We start from the raw sequence: 24,193 nt of genomic DNA on the forward strand, positions 1-24,193 counted from the left end.
TTGCCTAGCCGCGCAACGCCTGCAGGAAATCCATGATCAGAGCGCGCTGATTTTTCGACTTTGCCCGTTCTTCGGGCCATGTCAGCCAATACCCATCCTTCGTTTCCAGTTCAGGCAAGCCCATCCTGTGCAAACGACCCTCGCGCAGGTGCGCGTCGGCCAACGGCACCGACCCCAGCACAACGCCCAATCCCTGACACGCCGCCGTCAGCGCGTGTTCCATTGAGTCAAAGCTGACTTTCGAAGGGGGCACGTCCTCGTGTCCGGTCTTGTTTGCCCAATCGCTCCAACCCGGTCGCTCACCACGCAGGTTGATCAGCGGCGCCCCCCACGCGACGTCCGGTGCAGCCATCGGAACGAGCACCTCGGGCGCGATCAGTTCTGCGTCGCGGCCGGGCCATGCCCCGCGCCCGTACCGGATCTGCAACCATGTAGGTTCCTCAGCCAAGGACGACCGACGCGCGACAGAGTCGGTCATGACCCGCACTTCGGGACGACGCGCTTGAAACCGGATCAGGCTCGGCAACACCAGCGCGTGGATATTCGACGACAAACCGGCAACGCGCAATTCACGGGGGGCTTTGCCAAACAGATCTTCGGTATTCCGCTCTAGCGCCTGCAGGCTGTCCTGCACCAGCGGCAGATAGCTTTCGCCTTCAACCGTCAGCGACACGCCGCGTGCCTCACGCACGAACAATGTCCGCCCCAGCCACGCCTCAAGGTTTCCGATCCGCTGACTGACCGCCGCCTGCGTCAAACCGAATTCTCGTGCGGCTGCCGAAAACCCGCCCAAACGCCCTGCGGCCTCGAACACGCGCAGCCAATCCAGTGGCGGTAATCCGACTTTCTTTTTAGACATAAATTTTTCCAGCCCTCAGTCGTAATAAGGTTTAATTGTGTTTATGTCACTGGACTCATATCTCCTCAAGCGTAGCCCGCGCTGATCAGGAGGCCCCTATGCTGCGTACCGCCAATCATGATGCGTCCGTTGTGACAGTAGAGTTTGATACCGGCATTCAGGCCCGTTTCCATGCGATATGGCTGCGTGACAACGCGCTGGACCCAGAGACACGCGCACCCGGCAATGGCCAGCGCCTGATAACAATCGGTGATATTCCCGCCGATGTTTCCGTCGAGTCCGCAAGCGTAAAAAACGGCGACCTGCACATCACTTTTCAGCCCGAAAACAAAAGCGTGACCTTTCCCGCCGATTGGCTAGCCGATCACATCTATGACTGCGATCGACCGCTTCTCGCAGGTCGGACAGCCCCGGGTATAACGACGTGGCAAAGTGGTTTGGACGCCCCCAGCGCAGATTGGGATGAGGTTCACGCCGACCCCGCAGCCAAGCGCGACTGGCTGGCCGCCATTGCTGAATTCGGCTTTGCCAAGCTGACGAACGGCCCGTGCGAGCCGGAATCCCTGCTGAAGGTCGCAGATCTGTTCGGCTATGTGCGCAAGACCAACTATGGCCCCTATTTCGAGGTTCGGACCGAGGTGAATCCGACCAACCTCGCCTTTACCGGGCTGGGTTTGCAGGCCCATACCGACAACCCTTATCGCGACCCGGTGCCAACCCTGCAAATCCTCTATTGCCTTGAAAACAGTGCCGAAGGTGGGGACTCGATCGTGGTGGACGGCTTCCGCGCTGCCGAAAAACTGCGGGATCAGAACCCCGACGGCTTTGCCTTGTTGTCAGGTTACCCGGCCCGGTTCGAATTTAAGGGGTCTGACGGCGTTTGTCTGCGCGCGCGCCGCCCAATGATCGAACTGTCCCCGGACGGAGAGTTGATCGGCATCCGGTTCAACAACCGCTCCTCTGCTCCTTTCGTGGATATCCCGTTTGACCACATGGAAGCGTATTACACCGCCTATCGCCAACTGGCCGAGATCATTGATGACCCTGCCATGGGTGTGTCCTTCAAGCTGGAACCGGGCGAGAGTTTCATCGTCGACAACACCCGTGTCCTGCACGCGCGACTGGGATATTCCGGCGCGGGGTCACGCTGGTTGCAGGGGTGTTATGCTGACAAGGACGGCTTGCTATCGACGTTGGCCGCAATGGAAGAGGCCCAACCGGAGGCAGCGGAATGAAACCTGATTACTCGACCCTGAGCCGTGACAACATCGTGGCCTTTATTGGCGACATCTTCGACCGCCGTGGCAGCGAAGAGTATCTGGGTGAACCCGTCACCATGGCCCAGCACATGCTGCAAGGCGCGACCATCGCCGAACAAAACGGAATGCCGGATGAAATCATTGTGGGTGCCTTGCTTCATGACATCGGCCATTTCACGTCCGAGTTCGGCAGTTACCATCCCGACGACACTGAAGACCGCCACCACGAGGACGCAGGCGCGGCGGTGCTGGAACAGTTCTTCCCCTCGGTTATCACCGATTGCTGCCGCTACCATGTGGCCGCCAAACGCTATCTGTGCGCCGCCAAACCCGAGTATTTCGACCGCCTTTCTGCGGCCTCAGTTCATACGTTGGAATTGCAGGGCGGCCCGATGAGCGCCGATGAAGTCGCCGAATTCGAGTCCAATCCAAACCTGAAAGAGATCGTTCAGGTTCGTTATCTGGACGAAGCAGGCAAACGCCCCGACATGGAAACCCCCGACTTCGCCCATTTCGCCCCCATGGTACAGAGGATGGTCGATCGTCATCTGGGCGCGGGCTGATCACAGGAATTAGCCTGCCCCCAATATTATGAAAATCCACCTGTCTTGTGCGGCAGACCTACGCCCTGCACGCGGTCTGGACCGACGTCTATGTTGCTTACAACTATCTGAGATTGCTGATTTAGCCCCTACAACCCCAGCACATCCACCATGTCATATTGACCCGGCGCCTTACCCTGCCCCCAAAGCGCCGCCTTCAACGCACCGCGGGCAAAGATGGCGCGGTCGGTGGCCAGATGGCGCAGGACGATGCGCTCGCCGGGGGCGGCAAACAAGACGTCGTGTTCACCCACGATGTCGCCGCCGCGAATGGCGTGGAATCCGATATCCCCGCGCTTGCGCGCTCCGGTGATGCCGTCGCGGCCCCGATCAGACACATCGGCCAGATTGACACCGCGTCCTTCCGCTGCGGCCTCGCCCAGCATCAGCGCCGTGCCCGAGGGCGCGTCGACCTTGTGGTGGTGGTGGCCCTCGATCACTTCTATATCGAAATCCTCATCCAGCGCAGCGGCAACTTTTTTGGTCAGTTGCACCAGCAGGTTGACGCCGAGGCTCATATTACCAGCGCGCACGATCGCCGCGTGGCGGGAGGCAGGCTCAAGCGCAGCGATCTGTTCATCCGTCATGCCCGTCGTGCCGATCACATGGACACAACGTGCCTGCGCTGCCAGTGCAGCAAATTCCAGCGTCGCTTCGGGCGCGGTAAAATCGATGACAGCCTGCGCCTGTGCGAATGCCTCAAGCGGGTCATCCGTAACAGTAACACCCAACGCCTGCCCACCCATGGCGGTGCCCACGTCCTGCCCGATCCAGTCATGGCCCGCGCGTTCGACCACGCCGACCAGACGCGCCTGATTGCTGTCGGTCACGGTCTTGATCAGCATCTGCCCCATACGGCCCGAAGCCCCTGTGATGACGATCCCCGGAATATGGGTCATGGCGTTCTTTCCCTGTTTCTGTCGGCTCAAAGCCTCCTACCCGGTTCGGGACCGCTTGGCAAAGGTGGGATTTGGGCTTAGATCGAGGACATGGCAAAGAACAAATTCCACGATGGCCCCGGCCCGTCCCAACGACAGCTACGCGTCGGCGAACTGATCCGCCGCACCCTGTCCGAAGTTCTGGCGCGCGGAGATGTCCACGACCCCGACCTGAACCGCATGTCGATCACCGTGGGTGAGGTGCGCACCTCGCCCGATCTGAAGATCGCCACCGCCTATGTGCTGCCATTGGGCGGCAAGGGCCAAGAAGACGTGATCGACTTGCTGGCCCGCAACAAGGGCGAGCTGCGGCGCATGATCGGCAAGAAGCTGAATCTGAAATTCTCGCCCGATCTGCGGTTCCGTCTGGATGACACCTTCGACCGTCTGGACGACACCCGCCGCTTGTTCGAACAGGACGCGGTGCGCCGCGATCTGGACGAGTGATCCGCACGCTGGTCACATTGGGCGCGGTCCTTTGGGCCGCGCAGGCCGGTGCGGTAAGCTGCGAGAAAGTCACCCACGACGCCAAGCGTTATACTGTTTGCGAGGTGGACGCCGCCAACCAGGATCTGCGCCTCTTTCTGAACGACGACAATGGCGATCTGTTGGGTCATTTTTCCTCGGTGAACGACGCGCTGGCCAGTGACGGCAAGCGACTGGCTTTTGCGATGAATGCCGGGATGTATCACGACGACCGCTCGCCAGTGGGCCACTATGTCGAGAATGGTCAGGAACAGATGCGCGTCATCGCCAATCCCGGCCCCGGCAATTTCGGCCTGCTGCCCAACGGTGTGTTCTGCATCCGCGAGGGCCGCGCGGATGTGTTCGAGACTTTAGATTTCGTTGATCAATCTCCTGATTGTCAGTTTGCAACCCAGTCCGGCCCCATGCTTGTGATCAACGGAGAGTTACACCCGCGCTTTCTGCCCGACTCGACCTCGGTTTTCGTGCGCAACGGTGTCGGCACCAGCGCCGACGGCACACGGGCCGTGTTTGTGATCTCGGACGATTATGTCACCTTCCACGAATTCGGCAGCCTGTTTCGGGATGTGTTGGAAACCCCGAACGCGCTGTTCTTCGACGGTAATATTTCACGGATGTACGAACGGGCCAGCAATCGGTCGGACGTTGGTTTTTCGCTCGGGCCGATCGTGGGCGTGGTCGAGGACGCACCCTGAAATTGACAGGGCTTTTGTGATCCGCTAACTCGCGCGCCTTAGCAAGATTCAAGGTAAGACATGGGACGCAAACGCAAGGGCCGCGACATTTCCGGTTGGCTGGTGGTGGACAAGCCCGCGGGCATGACCTCGACCGCAGTGGTGAACAAGGTGCGTTGGGCGATGGATGCCAAGAAAGCGGGCCACGCGGGGACGCTGGACCCCGAAGCAACCGGCGTTCTGGCCGTTGCACTGGGTGAGGCGACCAAGACCGTTCCATATATCACCGATGCGTTGAAAGCCTACACCTTCACCGTGCGTTTGGGTCAGGCCACCAACACCGACGATGCCGAGGGCGAGGTGATTGCGCAAAGCGATGCACGCCCCACGGATGACGATATCAAGCAGGCGCTGACGCCGTTTCTGGGTGATATCATGCAAGTGCCGCCCAAGTTCTCGGCCGTGAAGATCGACGGCCAGCGCGCCTATAAGCTGGCCCGCGATGGAGAAGATGTGGAACTGTCCGCCCGGCCGCTTTGGGTTGAGGAGCTGATCCTTGTCGACCGCCCTGATGAAGACCATGTGGTGCTGGAGATGACCTGCGGCAAAGGCGGCTACGTCCGCTCGATCGCCCGCGATCTGGGCGCGGCGCTGGGATGCCACGGACATGTGAAAGAGCTGCGCCGCATCTGGTCCGGCCCGTTCGAGGTTGAAGATGGACTAAGCATCGAACAGATCGACGAGATGGCCAAGACCACCGCCTTGGACGACTACCTGCACCCGCTAGAAACCGGCCTCGCCGACCTGCCCGAGTTGAAATGCACCCCCGAGGGTGCCACACGCCTGCGCAACGGCAATCCGGGCATGGTGCTGGCCTCGGACGTGGAATACGGCGATGAGGCGTGGGCGTCTTTGGATGGTAAGGCCGTAGCGGTCGGCATCTATAAATCCGGCGAATTGCACCCCAGCCGGGTGTTCGTCACCTAAACACCGTGCTAGGCGGGGGCATGATTACCCGAACGCATATCAAGGGGGATGCGCCCTCGACAGCCGTCTACTCCGATTGCGAAAACTACCGTTATAGCCTGACCCGCGTGTGGGATGCGGACGGGCGCAAAGCGTTGTTCGTGATGCTGAACCCGTCCACTGCGACCGAGGTGCAGAACGACCCTACGGTTGAACGCTGCGAACGCCGCGCTCGGGCGCTGGGGTTTGGTGCGTTTCAGGTCACGAACATCTTTGCATGGCGCAACACCGACCCGCGCAAAATGCGCGCCGCCGCCGATCCAGTTGGGCCGAAAAATGACGCAGCCATTCTGGATGGTGTGCAATGGGCCGATCAGATCATCGCCGCTTGGGGCGCCCACGGCGCCCATCTTGATCGCGGCCCGGCGGTCGAAACCCTGCTGCGCGGCACCGGGCAGCCGCTGTTCCATCTGGGGCTGACCAAGGACGGCCATCCCAAGCATCCGCTCTATATTGCCTATACCCAACAGCCCGAACCATGGTGATCAAGGGTTAACCACAAGACCAGCTCGGCTTTGACCAACCACATGGCAACATGAGACAAATTCCCCTTGATGCAGCAAGTTTGCGGAGGGATGTCATGTTTCTTTTCAGATTGCTGGGCCTCGCCGCAGTTGGCGGCGCAGCCTATGCGATTGGTGATGTTTTTGAGGGCGACATAGACCTTGAAGACGAGGAAACCATCGAGGATGAGCCGCAGGAGGTTTCAGAAGGCAACCTGTTGGATGTTGACGAAACCGGAGACATCCCTGCTGAACCCTCGACAGGGACAGTGATATCCGAATTCCAGGGTGATCTGATTATTGCAGGCTCAGAGGGTCCAGACATCCTGGCTGGGCAGGATGGCGACGACCAAATCAACGGGTACAGTAGCAACGATACTGTTGCAGGCGAGGAAGGTGACGACACTCTGCACGGCGGCGAAGGTGAGGACCTCCTTCTTGGCAAAGATGGCAATGATGTCCTGCACGGGGAAGGCGGGGCAGATCAAATAGCGGGGGGTGAGGGGAACGATGCGCTGTTTGGGCATCTCGGCGACGACATTCTGGACGGCGGCACGGGTGAGGACGAGCTATATGGCGGACAGGACAACGACACCCTGATCGGAGGTAAAGGCGCCGATGCTCTGCATGGCGGCTATGGCGACGATCATCTGGACGGTGGCGCGGGACAGGACGTCCTGTTCGGTGATGATGGTGACGACGTCCTGATAGGTTCGGACGATACTGCGGATTTTCTGAACGGCGGTGATGGAAATGACACCATATTGGCTGATGGCAAAGATATTGTAACTGGCGGCGACGATGTTGTTGTGACGGATCAGCAGGAACAAGCGATCACTGTCATGGATTTCCAGCCGGGGCAGGACAAGTTGCTGATCTCATGGGAGGGTGAAGAAGACCCCGACATAAGGATCGAGCCGGACCCCGAGGATGACACGCTGACCAATGTCTCGATCAACGGCCAGCACGTCGCGCAGTTGCTGCACGCCGACGAGCTGACCACCAATGATATCCAACTGATCGCAGAAGGAGATCTGGCGCAACTGGCGGCGACAGGTTAAGCCGCACAGAATCCCTTTGCCATTCATCCCAATTCCGCTTATACGCGCGCATCCGTGCCGGAATCGGTGCGGTTTTCTCCATGGGCCTGCGCTGGACGACATCCCGGCCTGCGCCATCAACCTTAACCTTTTACAAGGAGACCCCGATGTCGATTACTGCCGCTGAAAAAGCACGCGTCATGAAAGAATTCGCAACCAAAGACGGCGACACCGGTTCGCCTGAAGTGCAGGTTGCAATCCTGACCTCGCGCATCAACACCCTGACCGAGCACTTCAAGACCCACAAAAAAGACAACCACGGTCGTCGCGGTCTGCTGAAAATGGTCGCCCAGCGCCGTAAGCTGCTGGACTACCTGAAGGGCAAGGAAGAAGCGCGTTACCAGGACCTGATCCAGAAACTGGGCATCCGCCGCTAAACACCAACTGGTGTTTTCGGGTTCGAAACCCCGGATTTTTGACTTTAACGCCCACCAAGCGGTGGGCGTTTTTGTTTGGCCCATAGACAAGTTCAGGCTGCGATTCGATAACCGCAACCGAACCGGGACATCTGCCAAAACCTCGGAATTCCTAAAGCGGCACCGCAGGACCGCTGATCGCGAGCCGATGTCTTGTTTTTTGGCACCAACACCCGCCTAAAATCTTAACGTTTTCTACATTTTCTTTTCCACTCCGGGCGGCTGCCCTATGATTCCCCTCAGCCCTGACACAAGTCATCTTGTAATTTGCGTAATTGTTTAAGGAGAGTTTGGATGAGGAAGTTTGCCCTCTTGTCCCTGATACCACTGGTGCAAGCCGTTCCTGACGCGGCCCACGCGGATAGCACGTCTGCCGCAAGCGCGTTTGAGGGTGTCTATGCGGGGCTTGAAATTGGCGCGGCCGCAGCAGACGGAACAACGGATTTTCCGGTTCTGTCCGGCGGTACAAGAAATGCCTCGTTCGATCCCGACAACGGCCGCAGCTTTGGTGCGCTGTTTGGCTATAACATGCAGCGCGGCGATATGATCTATGGCGCTGAAGTCCGGTATTCGAACCTGTCTCATGTCGTCGAAAAGGGCGACCCCGAAACGCGGGAAGTGATGGATTTCGCTGACCTTCGTGGCCGGGTTGGGTACGTGAACGGCGATTTCATGTTCTACGGCGCTTTGGGTTGGTCATGGTCCAGATTGCGGGTCCACCCAAGTGCGCAATTTGACAGGGAAAGCCAGACAACGCTGGACGGCTTCAACATCGGCTTGGGTATGGAGTACAACTTCAACGACCGCTGGTTTGCCGGTGCAGACTACACCTATCGTGATGTGAGCGGCGATTTTGACGACGCACCAAACGACTCGGATTTTGACCTGAGCACCATCACGGCACGCGTCGCCTATCGATTCTGACGCGCACAAAACGTCCGGCAGGTCCATAATCCTGACGGCCCGAAACAGGCACTCGGCTCGGTCTGGCAAGCTCGTACAGCCGCGCTCCAAGGGAAAACCGATGCCCATTTTTCCGAACATCAAGGTGATCTTCGTCCACATCCCCAAATCCGGCGGATCAACTGTGACTACGGTTCTGAAACGGGACCGCTTTTTTGGGCGGCAAGTCAATCCGCGCGACCCGCGCGACAAAAATATCGACTATATCTCTCAGTACTTTGACCTGTTGGGCGCCGACGCCAATGACTATTTCAAGTTCAGCTTTGTGCGCAATCCATGGGACCGCTTTGTTTCAGGGTATCACTACGTGTGTCAAAGGCGGCCCGAAATCACCGAGGTAACTGAACATGGGTCGTTCAAAGAATTCGCGCAGGCCCTTTCCCAAGACCCCGAAAAGTTTCTGCAAATCCGCTATTTTCAACCGCAATATCTGTACCTGACCGACGCATCAGGAAACATGCCCCTGGACTTTGTCGGGCGTTTCGAACGGTTTGATGACGACCTTCGCAAGGCACTGAAACAGATCGGAATGCGGCGCCTCGTTATTCGGCACCGCAAACAGTCGAAGCGCACGGATTATCGGGATTACTATGACCAGGAAACCCGCGACATTGTTGGCCGCGTGTACGCCCCGGACATCGATGTGTTCAATTATGCGTTCGAAGATGGACGCCACCGTGAAAAACCGGGTTTATTTGGACGGCTCGGGCAGTCCTAACTACAGTCCGTAGCGCCAACAAGGCCGCCACTGAGCCCGTCCGGCACAATCGCCTAAAGGCATACTTAAAACATAGAAACTTAAGAGATTTTTCAAAAATTTCTGCAAGGTAATTGTAGGAACACTCTTTTCGAACGCTCCGGGATGGGCCATTAGTCGGTTCGTCAAACAAGGGAACAAAGTTTTTTGTTCTCGTTTAGATTCTCAGGACTGGTCGACCCTCAAATGGCAAATTTCAGCATCGCAAACGGTGACTCCGCCACGTTTACGGATACGTCCGCAGGTGACGGTTTCGTCATTGATTTTGACACACTGGACAACAGCTTCAGCATTCGGATCAACGATGTTGACCTGTTCATAGGCGGGCCAGCGGGCGCGTAGAACGAACTTCAGTTCCAAATTGTCCAAACGGAAGGGCAGACTGTCCAGTTTGCCGATGGCGACCGGTACGAAATTGACACGCCCGCCGTCTGGCAGCTTGGCAATACCAACGGCGAACCCGTCGTCCGCCTGGAGGTGAGCCCCGACGGCACCATCGAACTGTACGGTGTAAAGGAAGACAACGGTCCGCTGGTCCCGCTGCAATTGTTCAACGGGCTGACCGTCAACACGGACGCAATTGCAGCGGCCTGGAATGACAGCAGCGACAACACAATTGAGATTGACCAGTCAGAAACAGGCCCCACAAACGCGGCCGGCGAATTTATCGACGTCCTGTGTTTTGCGGCCGGAACACTAATTGAGACCCGCGAAGGCCCCGTCGCAGTTGAAGACCTGAAAATCTCGGATCAGATTCTGACCTTTGACAACGGCTTTAGCCTATTCGCTGGATCGGGTCGCGCGCGTTGACCCGGGCCGAGCTTGACGCCCAGCCAAGGCTCAAACCCATTGTAATCAGGGCGAACGCGCTGGGGGTCGGTTACCCCAAGCGGGACTTGATTGTTTCACCGCAACACCGCGTTCTTGTTTCGTCGGTTGTCGCCTTGCGCATGTTCGAACGCAAGGACGTCCTGATCCCGGCGAAAAAGCTGATTTCTCTGGACGGTGTGGAAACTCTGAAGGCGACACCGGATGGGGTGGAGTATTTCCACATCCTGTTCGATGCGCATGAAATCATCTGGTCCAACGGGGCACCGACCGAAAGCCTGTTTACCGGGCCGGAGGCTTTGAAATCCGTCCCCGAGGATTCCAGAAAAGAGATTCTGGAGCTGTTTCCCGAATGCTGCGAGCCGCAATTCCAGACACATTCCGCTCGATATATCCCGCAGAAGGGCAAACAGGTGCGAAAGCTGGTGGAACGGCACCGGGCCAATAACAAACCCCTTATTGACGGCCTTGCGTCCTCGGCTCAGAACTAGGCGGCAACTGACCCAATCGCGGCCTTCAAGTGCGGGTTACTTCTCATTGCGCAGTCTTTAACCAAAAAAACGCCCGCCAAATGACGGGCGTTTCTGATTTCATTCGAACGTTGTTACATCTTGGCTTTCTCTGACTTCAGCGCCAGCCAGAGGCAATAGCACATGATCAGAACAACCATCGTAAACGGAATACCGGTCGAGACCGCCGCACCCTGAAGGGCAACCAATCCACCGCCCAGCAAGAGCGCGATTGCAACCAGCCCTTCCAGTGTGCACCAGAACACGCGCTGAATCACCGGAGCATCCATCTTGCCGCCCGCGGTGATCGTGTCGATCACCAGCGAACCGGAATCCGACGAGGTCACAAAGAACACCACGATCAGGATCAACGCGATCGGTGCGACGATACCATAAAGCGGAAGCTCTTTCAGGAAGCCAAACAGCGCGCCTTCGGGGGCATAGCTGTCGATCACGGTGGCGCGGACACCTTCCGCTCCGCCTGCGTTCAGCATGTCAATCGCGGCACCGCCGAAAGTAGACATCCAAAGGGCGCAAACCGCCGTGGGTGCCAGCAACGCGCAGATAACGAACTCTCGCACTGTGCGGCCCTTCGAGATACGGGCGATGAACATGCCCACAAACGGCGACCATGCAATCCACCAAGCCCAGTAGAAGGTCGTCCAGCCGTGGAAATAGCTGGTATCTTCTCGCCCGAACGGGTTGGACAAGGCCGGTAAGTGCAGCACGTAATCTGTCATGACGTTGAAATACCGCGCAATGGCTGTTCCAACACCGGTGACCGCGATCACGAACAGGAACAAACCAACGGCCATGATCATGTTGATCTCACTCAGCCGTTTGACACCTGCATCCATGCCCAAAAGGACCGATCCCAGAGCAATCATCGTGATTCCGATGATCAGCAGCACCACAACTGTCGGGCTGGGTTCGATGCCGAACACCTCATAAAGGCCCGCGGCCACCTGCTGCGCACCCAATCCAAGCGAGGTTGTCAGACCGAACAGCGTGGCGAAAACAGCCAGGGTATCAATGATATGACCCCACCAACCCCACACGCGCTCGCCAAGGATCGGGTAGAAGGCCGACCGTAGGGTCAATGGCAAGCCAAGGTTGTAGCTGAAGATGGCCAGTGCAAGGCCGACGGCGGCGTAGACGGCCCAGCCCTCAAGCCCCCAATGGTGGATCGTACCGACAACACCGGCATACTCATTACCGGGCACCGCGATATCAATTCCCAATGGAACTGCGTTTCCGCCCTCGGCAAAGTTGTAATAAACCGGCTCCATCACACCGAAGAACAACAAGCCGATCCCGATCCCGGCTGCGAACATCATCGCAATCCAGCCCGCATAGGAATAATCGGGTTTGGCGTCTTTGCCGCCGATCCGTACCTTGCCAACGGGCAAGACGATTAGCGCCAAACAAAACAGGGTGATTGCATCCACGGAAAGAACAAGGAACCAATCGAACGTACTGGTCAGCCATGGCCGGAGCCATCCAAAGAACGTCGCTGCGGCCTCTTGATTGGCCAATGCGATCAGAACGAACGCAAATATGAGGATACTTGAGATCAGGAATACCGGGTTATGGATGTCCAAACCGAAGGGTCGGACGTTATCCTGCCCAAGTTCGTATTCGGTTTCAAAGTCATAGATCCGAGGATCCGGATCCAGCATTTTCTTCGTCTGAGCCATTCGACTGCCCCTCTGTCCGCTAGGTGCAAACGCCAAGGTATTCGGTCGACTGACGGATATGAGTATTGTACCCCCTTGGCGCGTTTCCGTCTTTTCGACCGCGGGTTCAGTGATAACAGCTTACACTGACATCATATTTTTGCAAAATGCATTCGAATTGCCGCATTTGTACAAACAAATTCGAACGAAAGCCTGGTATGTTCGGCAACTCTGTTCCGATGGGTCGGATTGCCGTCAATTGCCCCACTATGCGGTTTCGCTTTCCTTTGGCTGCAATCTCATGTATGCGCGCGGGTATCTGAGACGTTGTGCCCTGACCCCGGCACTCGAACGGAAGATAAAATGGGGTCGGCGGCAATGGGGCCGCCATGCAAAACGGGAGACCCGGAGGGCCGGGAGTGCTCCCTTTTAGGATACGCAAATGTTTGATGAAACAAAGAAATCAATGCAGTGGGGCGAAGAGACGCTGACACTGGAAACTGGCAAGGTTGCCCGTCAGGCGGACGGCACCGTGATCGCCACGCTGGGCGAAACCAGCGTCATGGCGAACGTGACCTTTGCCAAGCAACAAAAGCCCGGTCAGGACTTTTTCCCGCTGACCGTGCACTACCAAGAAAAATACTATGCCGCCGGTAAGGTTCCGGGTGGCTTCTTCAAGCGCGAGGCGCGCCCGACCGAGAAAGAGACGCTGACCGCGCGTCTGATCGACCGTCCGATCCGCCCGCTGTTCGTTGACGGCTTCAAAAACGAAGTTCTGGTCATGTGCACCGTGCTGTCTCACGATCTGGTCAACGATCCCGACATCGTGGCGATGATCGCGGCCTCGGCTGCTTTGACCATTTCCGGTGCGCCTTTCATGGGCCCGATCGCCGGTGCCCGTGTTGGTTTCGTGGATGGCGAATACGTCCTGAACCCAACCGTAGACGACATGCAGGACCTGCGCCTGAACCCCGAACAGCGTCTGGATCTGGTTGTGGCCGGCACCAAAGACGCCGTGATGATGGTGGAATCGGAAGCTTACGAGCTGTCTGAGTCCGAAATGCTGGGCGCCGTGACCTTCGCGCATGAGCAGATCCAGCCGGTCATCGACCTGATCATCGCTCTGGCCGAAGACGCCGCCAAAGAGCCGTTTGAATTCGCAGCACCCGACTATGCGGACCTCTATGCTGCTGTTTCGGCCGCTGGCGAAGAGCAGATGCGCGCCGCCTTCGCAATCACCGACAAGCAAGAGCGCACCGCCGCTGTTGCCGCCGCCCGTGAAACGATCAAAGAAGCCCTGACCGAGGAACAGTTGGAAGACGCTAACCTCGGTTCCGCGATGAAAAAGCTGGAAGCTGGCATTCTGCGTGGCGACGTCGTCAAAGGCGGCAAGCGCATCGACGGTCGCTCGACCACCGATATCCGTTCGATCGTTGCAGAAACCTCGATGCTGCCGCGGACCCACGGTTCGGCCCTGTTCACCCGTGGCGAAACGCAGGCGCTGGCCGTGACCACGCTGGGCACCGGTGACGATGAACAATTCATCGACGCGCTGCACGGCAACTTCAAATCGAACTTCCTGCTGCACTACAACTTCCCTCCGTATTCGGTTGGTGAAGTTGGCCGCGTTGGTGGCCCCGGCCGTCGCGAGATCGGCCACGGCAAGCTGGCATGGCGTGCGCTTCAGGCGGTTCTGCCTGCGGCGACCGACTTCCCCTACACGATCCGTATCGTGTCCGAAATCACTGAATCGAACGGCTCCAGCTCGATGGCTTCGGTCTGCGGCGGTTCGCTGTCGATGATGGATGCGGGCGTTCCGCTGAAAGCGCCGGTTGCTGGTGTGGCCATGGGCCTGATCCTGGAAGATGACGGCAACTATGCCATCCTGTCGGACATTCTGGGTGACGAAGACCACCTGGGCGACATGGACTTCAAAGTGGCGGGTACCGAAAACGGCATCACCTCGCTGCAGATGGACATCAAGGTTGCGGGCATCACACCCGAGATCATGGAGAAAGCCCTGGCACAGGCCAAGGACGGCCGGATGCACATTCTGGGCGAGATGGGCAAAGCCCTGTCCGAGACCAACGAATTCTCGGTCCACGCCCCGCGCATCGAGACCATGAACATCCCAACCGACAAGATCCGCGAAGTGATCGGCTCGGGCGGTAAGGTCATCCGCGAGATCGTCGAAGTTTCGGGTGCCAAGGTCGACATCAACGACGACGGCGTCATCAAGATCGCGTCACCGGATGGTGAATCGATCCAAAAGGCCTATGACATGATCTATTCGATCGTGGCCGAGCCGGAAGAAGGTCAGATCTACACTGGTAAAGTGGTCAAGATCGTCGACTTCGGTGCCTTCGTGAACTTCTTTGGCAAGCGCGACGGTCTGGTCCACGTATCTCAGATCGAAAACCGCCGTCTGAACCATCCGTCGGATGTTCTGAAAGAAGGTCAGGAAGTTAAGGTCAAGCTGCTGGGCTTTGACGATCGCGGCAAGGTCCGCCTGTCGATGAAAGTGGTCGATCAGGAAACCGGCGAAGAGATCGTGCCTGAGAAGAAAGAAAAGAAAGAAGACACCGAGTAATCGGGAACTCTTTTCTTAAATAATGAAAGACCCCGGTTATGGCCGGGGTCTTTTGTTTAGTGGGCCACGCCGGACGGCCCATGCTTCATAATATGCCATTGTCCAAAGCTGTCGTTCAAATCCAGTTTGATCGCCGCATTCGCTTTGGTCGATGCATTGCCAATTTCCGCCAGAGTGAATTCGATCCCACCGGGGATGTCGATCCGCACCCGGTGCTCTCCTCCGCCGTGCGGGGCCTGAATCGGTCGTCCGGTCGAGCTGAGCACATCGCCGATGGTAACACTGGCCGTGCGCCTCTCCATGTCCATCTCGAAATCAATTGGCAAATACAGCGTCTCGTGAACGGTTTTGCACATCGCCCGAAAGACGAACCAATGGGTCGCCATTTCTTCGGTCTCTTCACCGTGGAAGACCTTTTCCAGCGCCGCGCGCTGCGCATCCGAGGCGCTTGGATCGATGATAACCTGCATCTCGCCGCCGCCTTCAAAAATCGGACCGGGCCACGCATAAATTAGTGCGGCTTTCGCCCCGACAAGGTTCGTATCGCCAAAATGCCCCTTTGAAATTTCCAGAACTTCAAATCCACGGCAGTTCCCGTGTGTAGGCAATTCTTCGAACTGACAAGGGCAGGCATAGCCGCAGTTGCAGTTCCCAAAAGCCTCACCTTCGACATACCAATCTGTAAATGCCATCGTCTTCTCCTGTAGTGCACAGTGTGAACGCTCGATGTTTGTGGCCGTGTGCCTGTTCGTCAGCTCAATCGCCATACCCTATCACAAAAGGTCGGATTCACGAACCGAGGCGCACCTGCCAGTTCGGTGCCAAACAAGGTCTTTCAGACCATGTGACAGATCAATCGCACAAGTCCTGAGGGAATTTCTGTACCTGACCGGACCTATAGTTGTATTTTGCCCTTCTTACCCTCTGGTTTCTCTTTCCCAGATTGCGTGCGTGTTCTATGCACTTGTGCATGCGCTCTTTTGTTATTCACATGTCCTCAAGTACGGCCCGGCGGCCCAACGCAGAAAAGCTTTGCGCTAGTCTGCCAAACGCCGAACTATTCGAGGCAGTGAATGGTCGCAATTCTGACCAGATCGCAGATGTAGAGTTGTTTCCCGGCAATTTGCATCGTCCCGAATACCCGTTCAATTTGCGACCAGCAGAAATCGGAGTGTTCGAAAGCCACCGCCGAATCTGGCAGAAGCTGGTGGATGAAAAGATCGACCTGGCCATCATTACCGAGGACGACCTGCGCGTTGACCCCTGCCGGATGGACGAGGCGCTGAAGATGCTCACCCCGATCGCGACACCCGACCATTACATCCGCATTCCGGTAAAGCAGCGCGAAATTGCGGCGCAGGTGCTGGCCCGGCGCAACGACATGCGACTGATCCTGCCCAAGGTGATCGGATTGCAATGCGTGTGTCAGTTGGTCGGACGTCGTGCGGCCGAGCGGCTGCTTGAGGCCACCAAAAAAATCGACCGCCCGATTGACACGTTCCTACAAATGCACTGGTTGACGGGCCAGCCGATTCTGGCGCTGCTAGGCAGCGGCAATCAGGAGGTCGCCAACGAGATCGGTGGGTCCACGATTCAAACCCGCCCCCCACTTGGTGACAAAATTTCCCGAGAGTTCAAGCGCGCCGCTTACCGCGCGAAGCTTTATCAACACCCGCAGCGACCCGCGGCATGACCAGCGCATAAGATCGAACCTATGCGCACAGCGGATAAGCGGGGCATTTAGCCCCGCCCTCTGTCTTAGCTGGGCGCCTTGGTTTTGCGCAGGTAAGGGAAGATCGTCTCAAACTCACCAAACTTTTCCTTGGCTTCTTCGTTCGAAACCGCTGGTGGAATGATCACGTCTTCGCCCGGAATCCAGTTGGCCGGAGTTGCTACGCCCTTGGCGCTCATTTGCAAGCCGTCCAAGGCGCGCAGGATTTCTGCAAAGTTACGGCCTACGGTCATCGGATAGGTCATCGACAGCTTCAGTTGCTTGTCAGGGCCAATGATAAAGACCGAACGGACCGTGGCGCTGTCAGCCGGTGTGCGGCCATCCGGCAGGTACGCTTCGGCTGGCAGCATGTCGAAAGCTTTCGAAACGGCCAGCCCGTCATCCGCGATGATCGGGAAACCGGGGTTGGCATTGCCATAAGCTTCGATGTCTTTCTTCCACTTTTTGTGGTCCTCGACGCCGTCGACGGACACACCCAGAACTTTGGTATTCCGTGCAGCCCATTCATCATTCAGTTGGGCCACGGCCGAGAATTCGGTGGTGCAGACCGGGGTGAAATCCTTGGGGTGCGAAAACAGAATGGCCCAGCTGTCACCAATCCAGTCGTGAAACTGAATGGTTCCCTGATCCGTTTCTGCAGTGAAATTCGGGACGGTGTCGTTAATGCGCAAACCCATGGGGCGTCTCCTTTCCTGCTGATAAGCCGAAATCGGCTGACGCAAATTTAGTCACTTTGCCGACAAGTTAAACCAATCATTTGAGGCTGAGTGACAAAACTGCGTTACTCATACGGTCGCGCATTTGGAATTGCCCCCTTGCCCCTTGCTGACCGGGGTGACAAAGTGCCCACAAAACCGACCGGGTGGTCGGAGAATATTTGTGGAAAGGTGGAGCCATGATCGACAAGCGGAACTTCTATATTAACGGCCAGTGGGTCGCCCCGGCACAGGCCAACGATTTTGAGGTCATCAACCCCTCGACCGAAGACCCCTGCGCGGTGATTTCACTTGGAGGCGCCGACGATACCAACGCCGCAGTCGCTGCCGCCAAAGCCGCCCTGCCCGGCTGGATGGCAACCCCGGTGCAAGAGCGCATTGCGCTGGTTGAAAAGCTGGTCGAGATCTACCTGTCGCGCTCGGAAGATCTGGCGCAAGCCATGTCTCTGGAAATGGGTGCTCCGATTGATATGGCGCGCACGCAGCAGTCTGGCGCCGGTGTCTATCACCTGAAAAATTTCGTCCGTGCAGCCAAGGCGTTTCAGTTCGAACGCCCCTTGGGGGATCACGCCCCCAACGACCGGATCATCTATGAAGCTGTGGGCGTCGCCGCCCTGATCACACCCTGGAACTGGCCGATGAACCAGATCACACTCAAGGTGGGCGCGGCTGCGATTGCGGGCTGCACCATGGTGCTGAAACCGTCCGAGCAAAGCCCGCTGAACGCGATGATCTTTGCCGAGATGATGGACGAGGCCGGGTTCCCGGCAGGCGTGTTCAACCTAGTGAATGGCGATGGTGTGGGCGTGGGATCGCAACTGTCGGCGCATCCAGATGTGGATATGATCAGCTTCACCGGCTCGACCCGCGCGGGCACCGCGATCTCAAAGAACGCCGCAGATACCTTGAAGAAAGTGCATCTTGAACTGGGCGGCAAGGGCGCAAACGTCGTCTTTGCCGATGCCGATGAAAAGGCCGTTAAGCGCGGCGTGCTGCATATGATGAACAACACCGGCCAAAGCTGTAACGCCCCCAGCCGTATGCTGGTGCAACGCCCGATCTACGATCAGGCGGTCGAGACTGCCGCGCAAGTTGCCAACATGGTTTCGGTCGGGAACGCTCAGGAAGAAGGGCGGCACATTGGCCCCGTGGTGAACGAGCTTCAGTGGAACAAGATTCAGGATCTGATCCAGAAAGGCATCGACGAAGGCGCGCGCCTTGTAGCGGGCGGCACCGGTCGGCCTGAAGGTCTGAACAAAGGCTATTATGTCCGTCCCACAGTTTTTGCCGATGCCAATAACCAGATGACCATCGCGCGCGAGGAGATCTTTGGCCCGGTTCTGACCATGATCCCCTTCGATACCGAGGAAGAAGCCGTCGAGATCGCCAATGACACGCCGTATGGCCTGACAAACTATGTCCAGACGCAGGACGGAAGCCGTGCCAACCGCATGGCACGGGAACTGCGTTCGGGAATGGTCGAGATGAACGGCCAGTCACGCAGCGCGGGGTCTCCGTTCGGGGGGATGAAACAATCGGGCAACGGACGCGAAGGCGGCGTCTGGGGTCTTGAGGATTTCCTTGAGATCAAGGCTGTCGGCGGTTGGGCCGCCGAGTAACCGCATTCGGACATAATCCAGTTGTGAGGCACCCTAGGGTGCCACACTTTGTTTTCAGGCTTCCGCCTGCGCGGCCTCATAGGCCAGCATGGCGCGTTTGACGGGCAGGCCCCAGTGATAGCCGCCCAGACCGCCAGATTTACGCAAAGCACGGTGGCAGGGAATCAGCCAACTGACCGGATTGCGCCCGACCGCAGTACCAACAGCACGCACCGCTTGCGGAGACCCAACCCGCTGCGCGATCTCGGAATAAGTCGTTACCTGCCCCGAAGGGATATGCATCAGCGCCTCCCAAACCTTGATCTGCAAGGGGGAGCCAATCAGATGCAGCGGAGTTTCCCCACGGTTCGCCCCAAACGATGCCTCGACCCACGGGCGTAGCTTTTCGGTATCCTCGACGTAATCCGCCTTGGGCCAGCGGGACGTCATGTCCTCCATTGCGGCTGCCTCGCCAGTTTCCGCACCGAACGCCATGCCGCAGATGCCCTTGTCGGTGCCCATCACTAGTGCCGGACCAAAGGGGCAATCGAACCAGCCCCAATAAATCGTCAGACCCGCGCCTTTGCGCGCGTATTCGCCGGGACTCATGGATTCCCATTTCAAGAACAGATCATGCAGGCGACCGCTGCCAGACAGACCCACGTTATGCGCGGTTTCCAGCGTGGTGAAACGCTCGTGCAGCAGGGCTTTTGCGTGGCCCAGCGTCAGGTACTGCTGATACCGTTTCGGTGACACCCCGGTCCAGCGTGAAAACAGACGCTGGAAATGGGCCGGGCTCATGTCCATCTGATCGGCCAGTTCTTCCAGAGACAGGGATTCGCCGCCCTGATCAATCAGTTCAATCGCGCGCCGCATGACGTTGTAGTGATATCCGCTTTCGGGGGTTTGAACATTCATGACTCTCACCTCTTATGTTGCCCGAACCATATCGCGGTGACAGCGCCCCGGCGACCCGAAACCTGCGCATTGGCTTTAGGCTTGTGTCACCGGCCCTTGGGCGGCATTAAGGCGCGGATGGCAAAACAACTTGATTATCACACGATCCGCGGGATCTTTACGCGCTTTCAGGACGCCGACCCCGAACCCAAGGGCGAGCTTGAGCATGTGAACGTCTATACCCTTGTCGTGGCCGTGGCGCTGTCGGCGCAAGCGACCGATGCGGGTGTCAACAAGGCCACGCGCGAATTGTTCAAGATCGCCGACACCCCGCAAAAGATGCTGGATCTGGGTGAAGAGGGCCTGATCGAACACATCAAGACCATCGGCCTGTTCCGCCAAAAAGCCAAGAACGTCATCAAACTCAGCCGCATTCTGGTCGAAGACTATGGCGGCGAGGTGCCCAATTCCCGTGCCGCCCTGCAATCCCTGCCCGGTGTAGGGCGCAAGACGGCCAATGTAGTTCTGAACATGTGGTGGCGGCAACCGGCACAGGCGGTGGATACGCATATCTTCCGCGTCGGCAACCGCACCGGCATTTGCCCCGGCAAAACCGTGGACGCGGTCGAGCGCGCAATCGAAGATAACATCCCCGCCGATTTCCAATTGCACGCGCATCACTGGCTGATCTTGCATGGCCGCTATCACTGCAAGGCGCGCAAACCCCTGTGCGGAACCTGTATCATCCGCGATCTCTGCGAATTTGAGGACAAGAACCTATGAAAACCTATCAGCTTACCGGTATCGGCAACGCCGTCGTGGACGTGATCTCTCAGGCCGATGACAGCTTTCTGGAGCTGATGGGCATCGAAAAAGGCATCATGCAACTGATCGAGCAGGAACGCGGCGAGGTGCTGTATGCCTCGATGGAAGGTCGGGTGCAGACGCCGGGCGGTTCGGTCGCCAACACCATCGCAGGGGCCGGGGCGCTGGGGCTGGATGCAGCCTTTATTGGGCGTGTGCATGACGACGCTTTGGGCCGGTTCTATGCGGATGCGATGAACGAAGAGGGCGTCGACTTCGTCAACCCTCCGGTACCAGGAGGCGAGCTGCCGACCTCGCGTTCGATGATCTTTGTCTCGCCCGATGGGGAACGGTCGATGAACACTTATCTGGGGATTTCGTCCGAGCTGTCTTCGACCGACGTGTCTGCGGATGTGTCGGGCAACAGCCAGATCATGTTCCTTGAAGGCTATTTGTTTGACAAGGAAAAGGGCAAGGCCGCATTTCTTGAGGCCGCGCGCACCTGTCACAAGGGCGGCGGCAAGGCCGGGATCGCAATTTCCGACCCGTTCTGCGTGGAACGTCACCGGGTCGATTTCTTGCTGTTGATCGAAAACGAATTGGATTTCGTCATCGGGAACGAAGCCGAGATCAAATCCCTGTTCGAAACCGACGATCTGGAAGACGCACTGGCAAAGACCGCGGACATTTGCCCTCTGGTCGTGTGTACCCGGTCAGGCGATGGTGTGACGGTGCTGTATGAAGGGCAACGGGTTGATGTTCCGGTCGAAAAGGTTGTGCCCGTCGATGCCACTGGCGCGGGCGATCAGTTCGCAGCCGGGTTCCTGTTTGGCATGGCCACGGGCCGCGATTACGAGACCTGCGCTAAAATAGGCAATGTCTGCGCCCGCGAAGTGATCAGCCATATCGGCCCCCGCCCCGAGGCGAACATGCAAGAATTGCTGCGGGCCGAAGGGTTACTCTGACCCCGCCTGTTAGAAACCAGCTGCCGCGTCGTTCAGAGACCAATCGTATTTGTAGGAGCTGACGCGGCGCACGTCTTGTAGGCGCGTTTTCAGATCCGGATCGGCAACGGTTCGGATATAGGCTAAGACCGCCTGTTCGTTCGGTCCGAAATCTTCGCGGAACCAGATGAAGATTTTGGACAGGATCAGCCCGCCATTGTCGTTGAACCGAACCCCGCGCGGGCCGTTGATATATTCATGTTCGGCGGCGGCGAAATCACGCTCCAGCGTTTCGGCCTGCCAAGCGCGGTTCATCAGGTTGGGGCAGCCGACAGCCGCACAATTCAGCGCGTAGTGGATTCGCGGCTCGGCATAGTTGGGTCGGATGATGCGATGCTCGATGTCGTTCAGGGTCAGGTTTTGCCCCGCGACCATCACCAGAGGCCGGTTCCACGGCCCGATTGACAGCGGCCCGTCCTTGATGTCGCGGATCGAGGCGACGGGGTAGTTCTCAAGGATCACATCCACCGTCACCGCGTTATACATGTTGATCCAATAGGCCAATTGCTGATCGCGGGTCAGAGCGGCAGGGTCCACCGCTTGCAACGCCGTCAGATACTCGTCCAGCCGCACCTTGTCGGCCTGCGTTACCTGCCCATAAGCCACTCGGTTCACTCCTTGCGCATCCGGAGCGACATAGCGGTTCAGGAACAGGGTCCAGTCAATGTGATCCACTCGCGCACCGGGCGGTGGCGCAGATTGCGTCAGGGCACCGTCCGGCAATGGGGCCGCAGCGGGCAGGGCCAACCGCTCGACACTGGCGCAGGCGACCAGCAGGGGTAGCAGCAAGATCAGTATTAAACGCATTGAGGCCCCCCCGGCATTGACGATGGACCTTGGGCAACGCAGCAAGGTCTGACGGATACCCAACAGTTAGAGGCGAGCCCCGGACAGGGCTACGCCCCCTCACGTCAACGTGCAGGACGGTGATCGTATCAACCGCAACATCCGCGCGATTGACGTGTCTGGACCGACGTGGGTGCTTCGTTCTGGTTAGCGCCCCGGCCCAGCCAGGTGCGATCGGCCAGATAAAAATCCGTAAACCGAACGGCAAAATCTTCGGATACCGACTTTTGCGGAATCCCTGTCGCCAACACAGCCTGTTGCCATGCTTTCACCTTGGGATAACGCACCAGCATGTCATGACCGCTATGCGCTTCGACGATCGAAGCGCGGTGCAATAGCGGCAGCCACGCCATATCGACATTGCCCAGCGCCTCGCCACCAAAGAACGGGTCGCTGCCCATTGTCTGTTCGACCCTGGCAAAGGCGGCGTTCAGTTTTGACATACGTTCGGTAAACGTCGCCAAATCGGCGCTTTGCATCGCGCTGCACTGGACAAGATAATGCTTGCTGGCCTGATAGCTCCAGGCGCGGTTCAGGGCGCGTTGCTCGGGCGTCAAATCGGGTTGCAGCGGTGCGGAAATGTCATCGAGATATTCCGCGATCGCGTCAGACTCGAAAAGCGGCGTGCCGCCTTCGGTTACCAGAACAGGCACCTGACCTGTTGGCGAGAGGTCAAGGAACCAGTTGGGCTTGTCGCTGAGACTGATGTAATCGATCTGATAAGGTATCTGCTTGGCCTCAAGCAACGCGGTTACGCGCTGCACGAAGGGGCAGATTTTGAAGCTAATGATACGGATCATCTTCGTTTCCTTTTGGTGGTTTCATCTGTAAGACGAAGCCCGCGCCAAAAAGACGACGTTCAGATCAACATTTTTTGCAGTTTTCCGATTTTATCTGCACATCCGCGATGTTTCCGCGCGCATCCATTGTGATGTCACAGCAGTTTTCAAACGCTTTTCGCAACTCAGCCCGACCTTTCTGTACGCGGGATTTGAGGGTCGAATACGGTAGACCATGTGCCACAGCGTAATCATTCTGAGACATTCCGTTGATATCTATAGCCATCAGCATATCCGCTGTTTCCGCGGGCAGGCCGCGAATGAACGGCTCAACGCAGCCTTCCAAATCCTGCCGGGTTTCGGGGTCATCGCGGTGATACCACAGGTCATCCTGGTGCGCCTGCGCGCGGCCGGACTTGCGATAGAAATCAATGATGGTGCGATCTGCGGTCTGAAAAAGCCATGGCTGCAACTTGGACGGGTCCATCAGTGCAGGCAAACCTGTAAACACTTTGACCGAAATCTCTTGCAACAGGTCGTCCACATCCGCTGCATTCGCAACGCGCGAGTGCAAAAACGCCTTCAGGCGCGCACGGTACTTGGGCCAGATGTCCTCGATGCGCATTACACT

At 57.8% G+C, this 24,193-nt stretch carries 27 protein-coding genes; 18 read left to right on the forward strand and 9 right to left on the reverse strand.

Annotated features, from left to right (window positions below; translation table 11 throughout):
* Positions 1-4 precede the first annotated feature (4 nt).
* Positions 5-859 carry a LysR family transcriptional regulator gene (locus GOX75_RS10765; RefSeq protein WP_171122901.1) on the reverse strand — a complete coding sequence of 285 codons (855 nt, stop codon included), beginning with the start codon at positions 857-859 and terminating at the stop codon, positions 5-7.
* Between the two features lie 98 nt (positions 860-957).
* Here GOX75_RS10765 and GOX75_RS10770 point away from each other — a divergent pair, with 98 nt between their 5' ends.
* Complete coding sequence (locus tag GOX75_RS10770; protein WP_171122903.1) at positions 958-2,094, forward strand: TauD/TfdA family dioxygenase; 1,137 nt, start codon at positions 958-960, stop codon at positions 2,092-2,094.
* On the forward strand, positions 2,091-2,681 hold the full coding sequence (locus tag GOX75_RS10775) for an HD domain-containing protein (protein ID WP_171122905.1): 591 nt from the start codon (positions 2,091-2,093) through the stop codon (positions 2,679-2,681). The genes GOX75_RS10770 and GOX75_RS10775 overlap by 4 nt, the downstream gene beginning before the upstream one ends.
* Before the next feature lie 128 nt (positions 2,682-2,809).
* On the opposite strand, the gene dapB is transcribed toward GOX75_RS10775, so the two are convergent.
* Positions 2,810-3,619 (reverse strand): 4-hydroxy-tetrahydrodipicolinate reductase, encoded by an 810-nt coding sequence (gene dapB, locus GOX75_RS10780; protein ID WP_171122908.1) that lies wholly within the window; start codon positions 3,617-3,619, stop codon positions 2,810-2,812.
* A gap of 90 nt (positions 3,620-3,709) precedes the next feature.
* Here dapB and rbfA point away from each other — a divergent pair, with 90 nt between their 5' ends.
* The 11 genes from rbfA to GOX75_RS10835 all read left to right on the forward strand — a co-directional run bounded on the left by rbfA (position 3,710) and on the right by GOX75_RS10835 (position 10,902).
* On the forward strand, positions 3,710-4,105 hold the full coding sequence (rbfA, locus tag GOX75_RS10785) for a 30S ribosome-binding factor RbfA (protein ID WP_171122910.1): 396 nt from the start codon (positions 3,710-3,712) through the stop codon (positions 4,103-4,105).
* On the forward strand, positions 4,102-4,839 hold the full coding sequence (locus GOX75_RS10790) for a phosphodiester glycosidase family protein (protein ID WP_171122913.1): 738 nt from the start codon (positions 4,102-4,104) through the stop codon (positions 4,837-4,839). The genes rbfA and GOX75_RS10790 overlap by 4 nt, the downstream gene beginning before the upstream one ends.
* A gap of 60 nt (positions 4,840-4,899) precedes the next feature.
* Complete coding sequence (truB, locus tag GOX75_RS10795; RefSeq protein WP_171122915.1) at positions 4,900-5,805, forward strand: tRNA pseudouridine(55) synthase TruB; 906 nt, start codon at positions 4,900-4,902, stop codon at positions 5,803-5,805.
* Between the two features lie 20 nt (positions 5,806-5,825).
* On the forward strand, positions 5,826-6,329 hold the full coding sequence (locus GOX75_RS10800; protein WP_171122917.1) for a DUF1643 domain-containing protein: 504 nt from the start codon (positions 5,826-5,828) through the stop codon (positions 6,327-6,329).
* A gap of 95 nt (positions 6,330-6,424) precedes the next feature.
* The gene (locus GOX75_RS10805) at positions 6,425-7,408 is read left to right on the forward strand and encodes a calcium-binding protein (protein ID WP_171122919.1); all 984 of its coding nucleotides are present in this window, start codon (positions 6,425-6,427) and stop codon (positions 7,406-7,408) included.
* A 146-nt stretch (positions 7,409-7,554) separates the two neighbouring features.
* A complete protein-coding gene (gene rpsO / locus GOX75_RS10810; RefSeq protein WP_171122921.1) occupies positions 7,555-7,824 on the forward strand; it encodes a 30S ribosomal protein S15 in 270 nt (89 codons plus the stop codon).
* 333 nt (positions 7,825-8,157) lie between these two features.
* A complete protein-coding gene (locus GOX75_RS10815) occupies positions 8,158-8,787 on the forward strand; it encodes an outer membrane protein (protein WP_171122923.1) in 630 nt (209 codons plus the stop codon).
* 100 nt (positions 8,788-8,887) lie between these two features.
* Positions 8,888-9,544, forward strand: a complete 657-nt coding sequence (locus GOX75_RS10820) for a sulfotransferase family protein (protein WP_171122925.1) — start codon at positions 8,888-8,890, stop codon at positions 9,542-9,544.
* A 225-nt stretch (positions 9,545-9,769) separates the two neighbouring features.
* Complete coding sequence (locus GOX75_RS10825; protein WP_171122927.1) at positions 9,770-9,925, forward strand: hypothetical protein; 156 nt, start codon at positions 9,770-9,772, stop codon at positions 9,923-9,925.
* Between the two features lie 135 nt (positions 9,926-10,060).
* Complete coding sequence (locus tag GOX75_RS10830; RefSeq protein WP_171122929.1) at positions 10,061-10,393, forward strand: Hint domain-containing protein; 333 nt, start codon at positions 10,061-10,063, stop codon at positions 10,391-10,393.
* On the forward strand, positions 10,390-10,902 hold the full coding sequence (locus GOX75_RS10835; RefSeq protein ID WP_171122931.1) for a Hint domain-containing protein: 513 nt from the start codon (positions 10,390-10,392) through the stop codon (positions 10,900-10,902). Before GOX75_RS10830 ends, GOX75_RS10835 begins: the two co-directional genes overlap by 4 nt.
* 113 nt (positions 10,903-11,015) lie before the next feature.
* Here GOX75_RS10835 and GOX75_RS10840 read toward each other — a convergent pair whose 3' ends face one another.
* On the reverse strand, positions 11,016-12,617 hold the full coding sequence (locus tag GOX75_RS10840; RefSeq protein ID WP_171122933.1) for a BCCT family transporter: 1,602 nt from the start codon (positions 12,615-12,617) through the stop codon (positions 11,016-11,018).
* A 421-nt stretch (positions 12,618-13,038) separates the two neighbouring features.
* Between GOX75_RS10840 and pnp the strand changes: the two genes are divergently transcribed.
* On the forward strand, positions 13,039-15,186 hold the full coding sequence (gene pnp, locus GOX75_RS10845) for a polyribonucleotide nucleotidyltransferase (protein WP_171122935.1): 2,148 nt from the start codon (positions 13,039-13,041) through the stop codon (positions 15,184-15,186).
* 56 nt (positions 15,187-15,242) lie between these two features.
* Here the strand turns inward: pnp and GOX75_RS10850 are convergent, their stop codons facing one another.
* Positions 15,243-15,878: a DUF1326 domain-containing protein gene (locus GOX75_RS10850; RefSeq protein ID WP_171122936.1), complete on the reverse strand. Its 636-nt coding sequence runs from the start codon at positions 15,876-15,878 to the stop codon at positions 15,243-15,245.
* A gap of 278 nt (positions 15,879-16,156) precedes the next feature.
* On the opposite strand from GOX75_RS10850, the gene GOX75_RS10855 reads away from it, so the two are divergent.
* The gene (locus tag GOX75_RS10855; RefSeq protein WP_171122938.1) at positions 16,157-16,879 is read left to right on the forward strand and encodes a glycosyltransferase family 25 protein; all 723 of its coding nucleotides are present in this window, start codon (positions 16,157-16,159) and stop codon (positions 16,877-16,879) included.
* A 65-nt stretch (positions 16,880-16,944) separates the two neighbouring features.
* Here the strand turns inward: GOX75_RS10855 and GOX75_RS10860 are convergent, their stop codons facing one another.
* Complete coding sequence (locus tag GOX75_RS10860) at positions 16,945-17,595, reverse strand: peroxiredoxin (RefSeq protein WP_171122940.1); 651 nt, start codon at positions 17,593-17,595, stop codon at positions 16,945-16,947.
* A 218-nt stretch (positions 17,596-17,813) separates the two neighbouring features.
* Here GOX75_RS10860 and GOX75_RS10865 point away from each other — a divergent pair, with 218 nt between their 5' ends.
* On the forward strand, positions 17,814-19,253 hold the full coding sequence (locus GOX75_RS10865; RefSeq protein WP_171122942.1) for an aldehyde dehydrogenase family protein: 1,440 nt from the start codon (positions 17,814-17,816) through the stop codon (positions 19,251-19,253).
* Positions 19,254-19,307: 54 nt separating this feature from the next.
* Here GOX75_RS10865 and GOX75_RS10870 read toward each other — a convergent pair whose 3' ends face one another.
* Positions 19,308-20,150 (reverse strand): bifunctional helix-turn-helix domain-containing protein/methylated-DNA--[protein]-cysteine S-methyltransferase, encoded by an 843-nt coding sequence (locus GOX75_RS10870; RefSeq protein WP_171122944.1) that lies wholly within the window; start codon positions 20,148-20,150, stop codon positions 19,308-19,310.
* Between the two features lie 117 nt (positions 20,151-20,267).
* Between GOX75_RS10870 and nth the strand changes: the two genes are divergently transcribed.
* The gene (gene nth, locus GOX75_RS10875) at positions 20,268-20,912 is read left to right on the forward strand and encodes an endonuclease III (RefSeq protein WP_171122947.1); all 645 of its coding nucleotides are present in this window, start codon (positions 20,268-20,270) and stop codon (positions 20,910-20,912) included.
* Positions 20,909-21,898 (forward strand): adenosine kinase, encoded by a 990-nt coding sequence (locus GOX75_RS10880; protein WP_171122949.1) that lies wholly within the window; start codon positions 20,909-20,911, stop codon positions 21,896-21,898. Before nth ends, GOX75_RS10880 begins: the two co-directional genes overlap by 4 nt.
* A gap of 9 nt (positions 21,899-21,907) precedes the next feature.
* On the opposite strand, the gene GOX75_RS10885 is transcribed toward GOX75_RS10880, so the two are convergent.
* From GOX75_RS10885 to sigZ, 3 genes are all read right to left on the reverse strand, one after another.
* A complete protein-coding gene (locus GOX75_RS10885) occupies positions 21,908-22,744 on the reverse strand; it encodes a DUF547 domain-containing protein (protein WP_171122951.1) in 837 nt (278 codons plus the stop codon).
* Positions 22,745-22,872: 128 nt separating this feature from the next.
* A complete protein-coding gene (locus tag GOX75_RS10890; RefSeq protein WP_171122953.1) occupies positions 22,873-23,583 on the reverse strand; it encodes a glutathione S-transferase family protein in 711 nt (236 codons plus the stop codon).
* 64 nt (positions 23,584-23,647) lie between these two features.
* Positions 23,648-24,187: an RNA polymerase sigma factor SigZ gene (sigZ, locus tag GOX75_RS10895; RefSeq protein WP_171122955.1), complete on the reverse strand. Its 540-nt coding sequence runs from the start codon at positions 24,185-24,187 to the stop codon at positions 23,648-23,650.
* Positions 24,188-24,193 lie beyond the last annotated feature (6 nt).

Origin of the sequence: Ruegeria sp. HKCCD7251, assembly GCF_013031165.1 — a bacterium.
Taxonomy (GTDB): domain Bacteria; phylum Pseudomonadota; class Alphaproteobacteria; order Rhodobacterales; family Rhodobacteraceae; genus Ruegeria.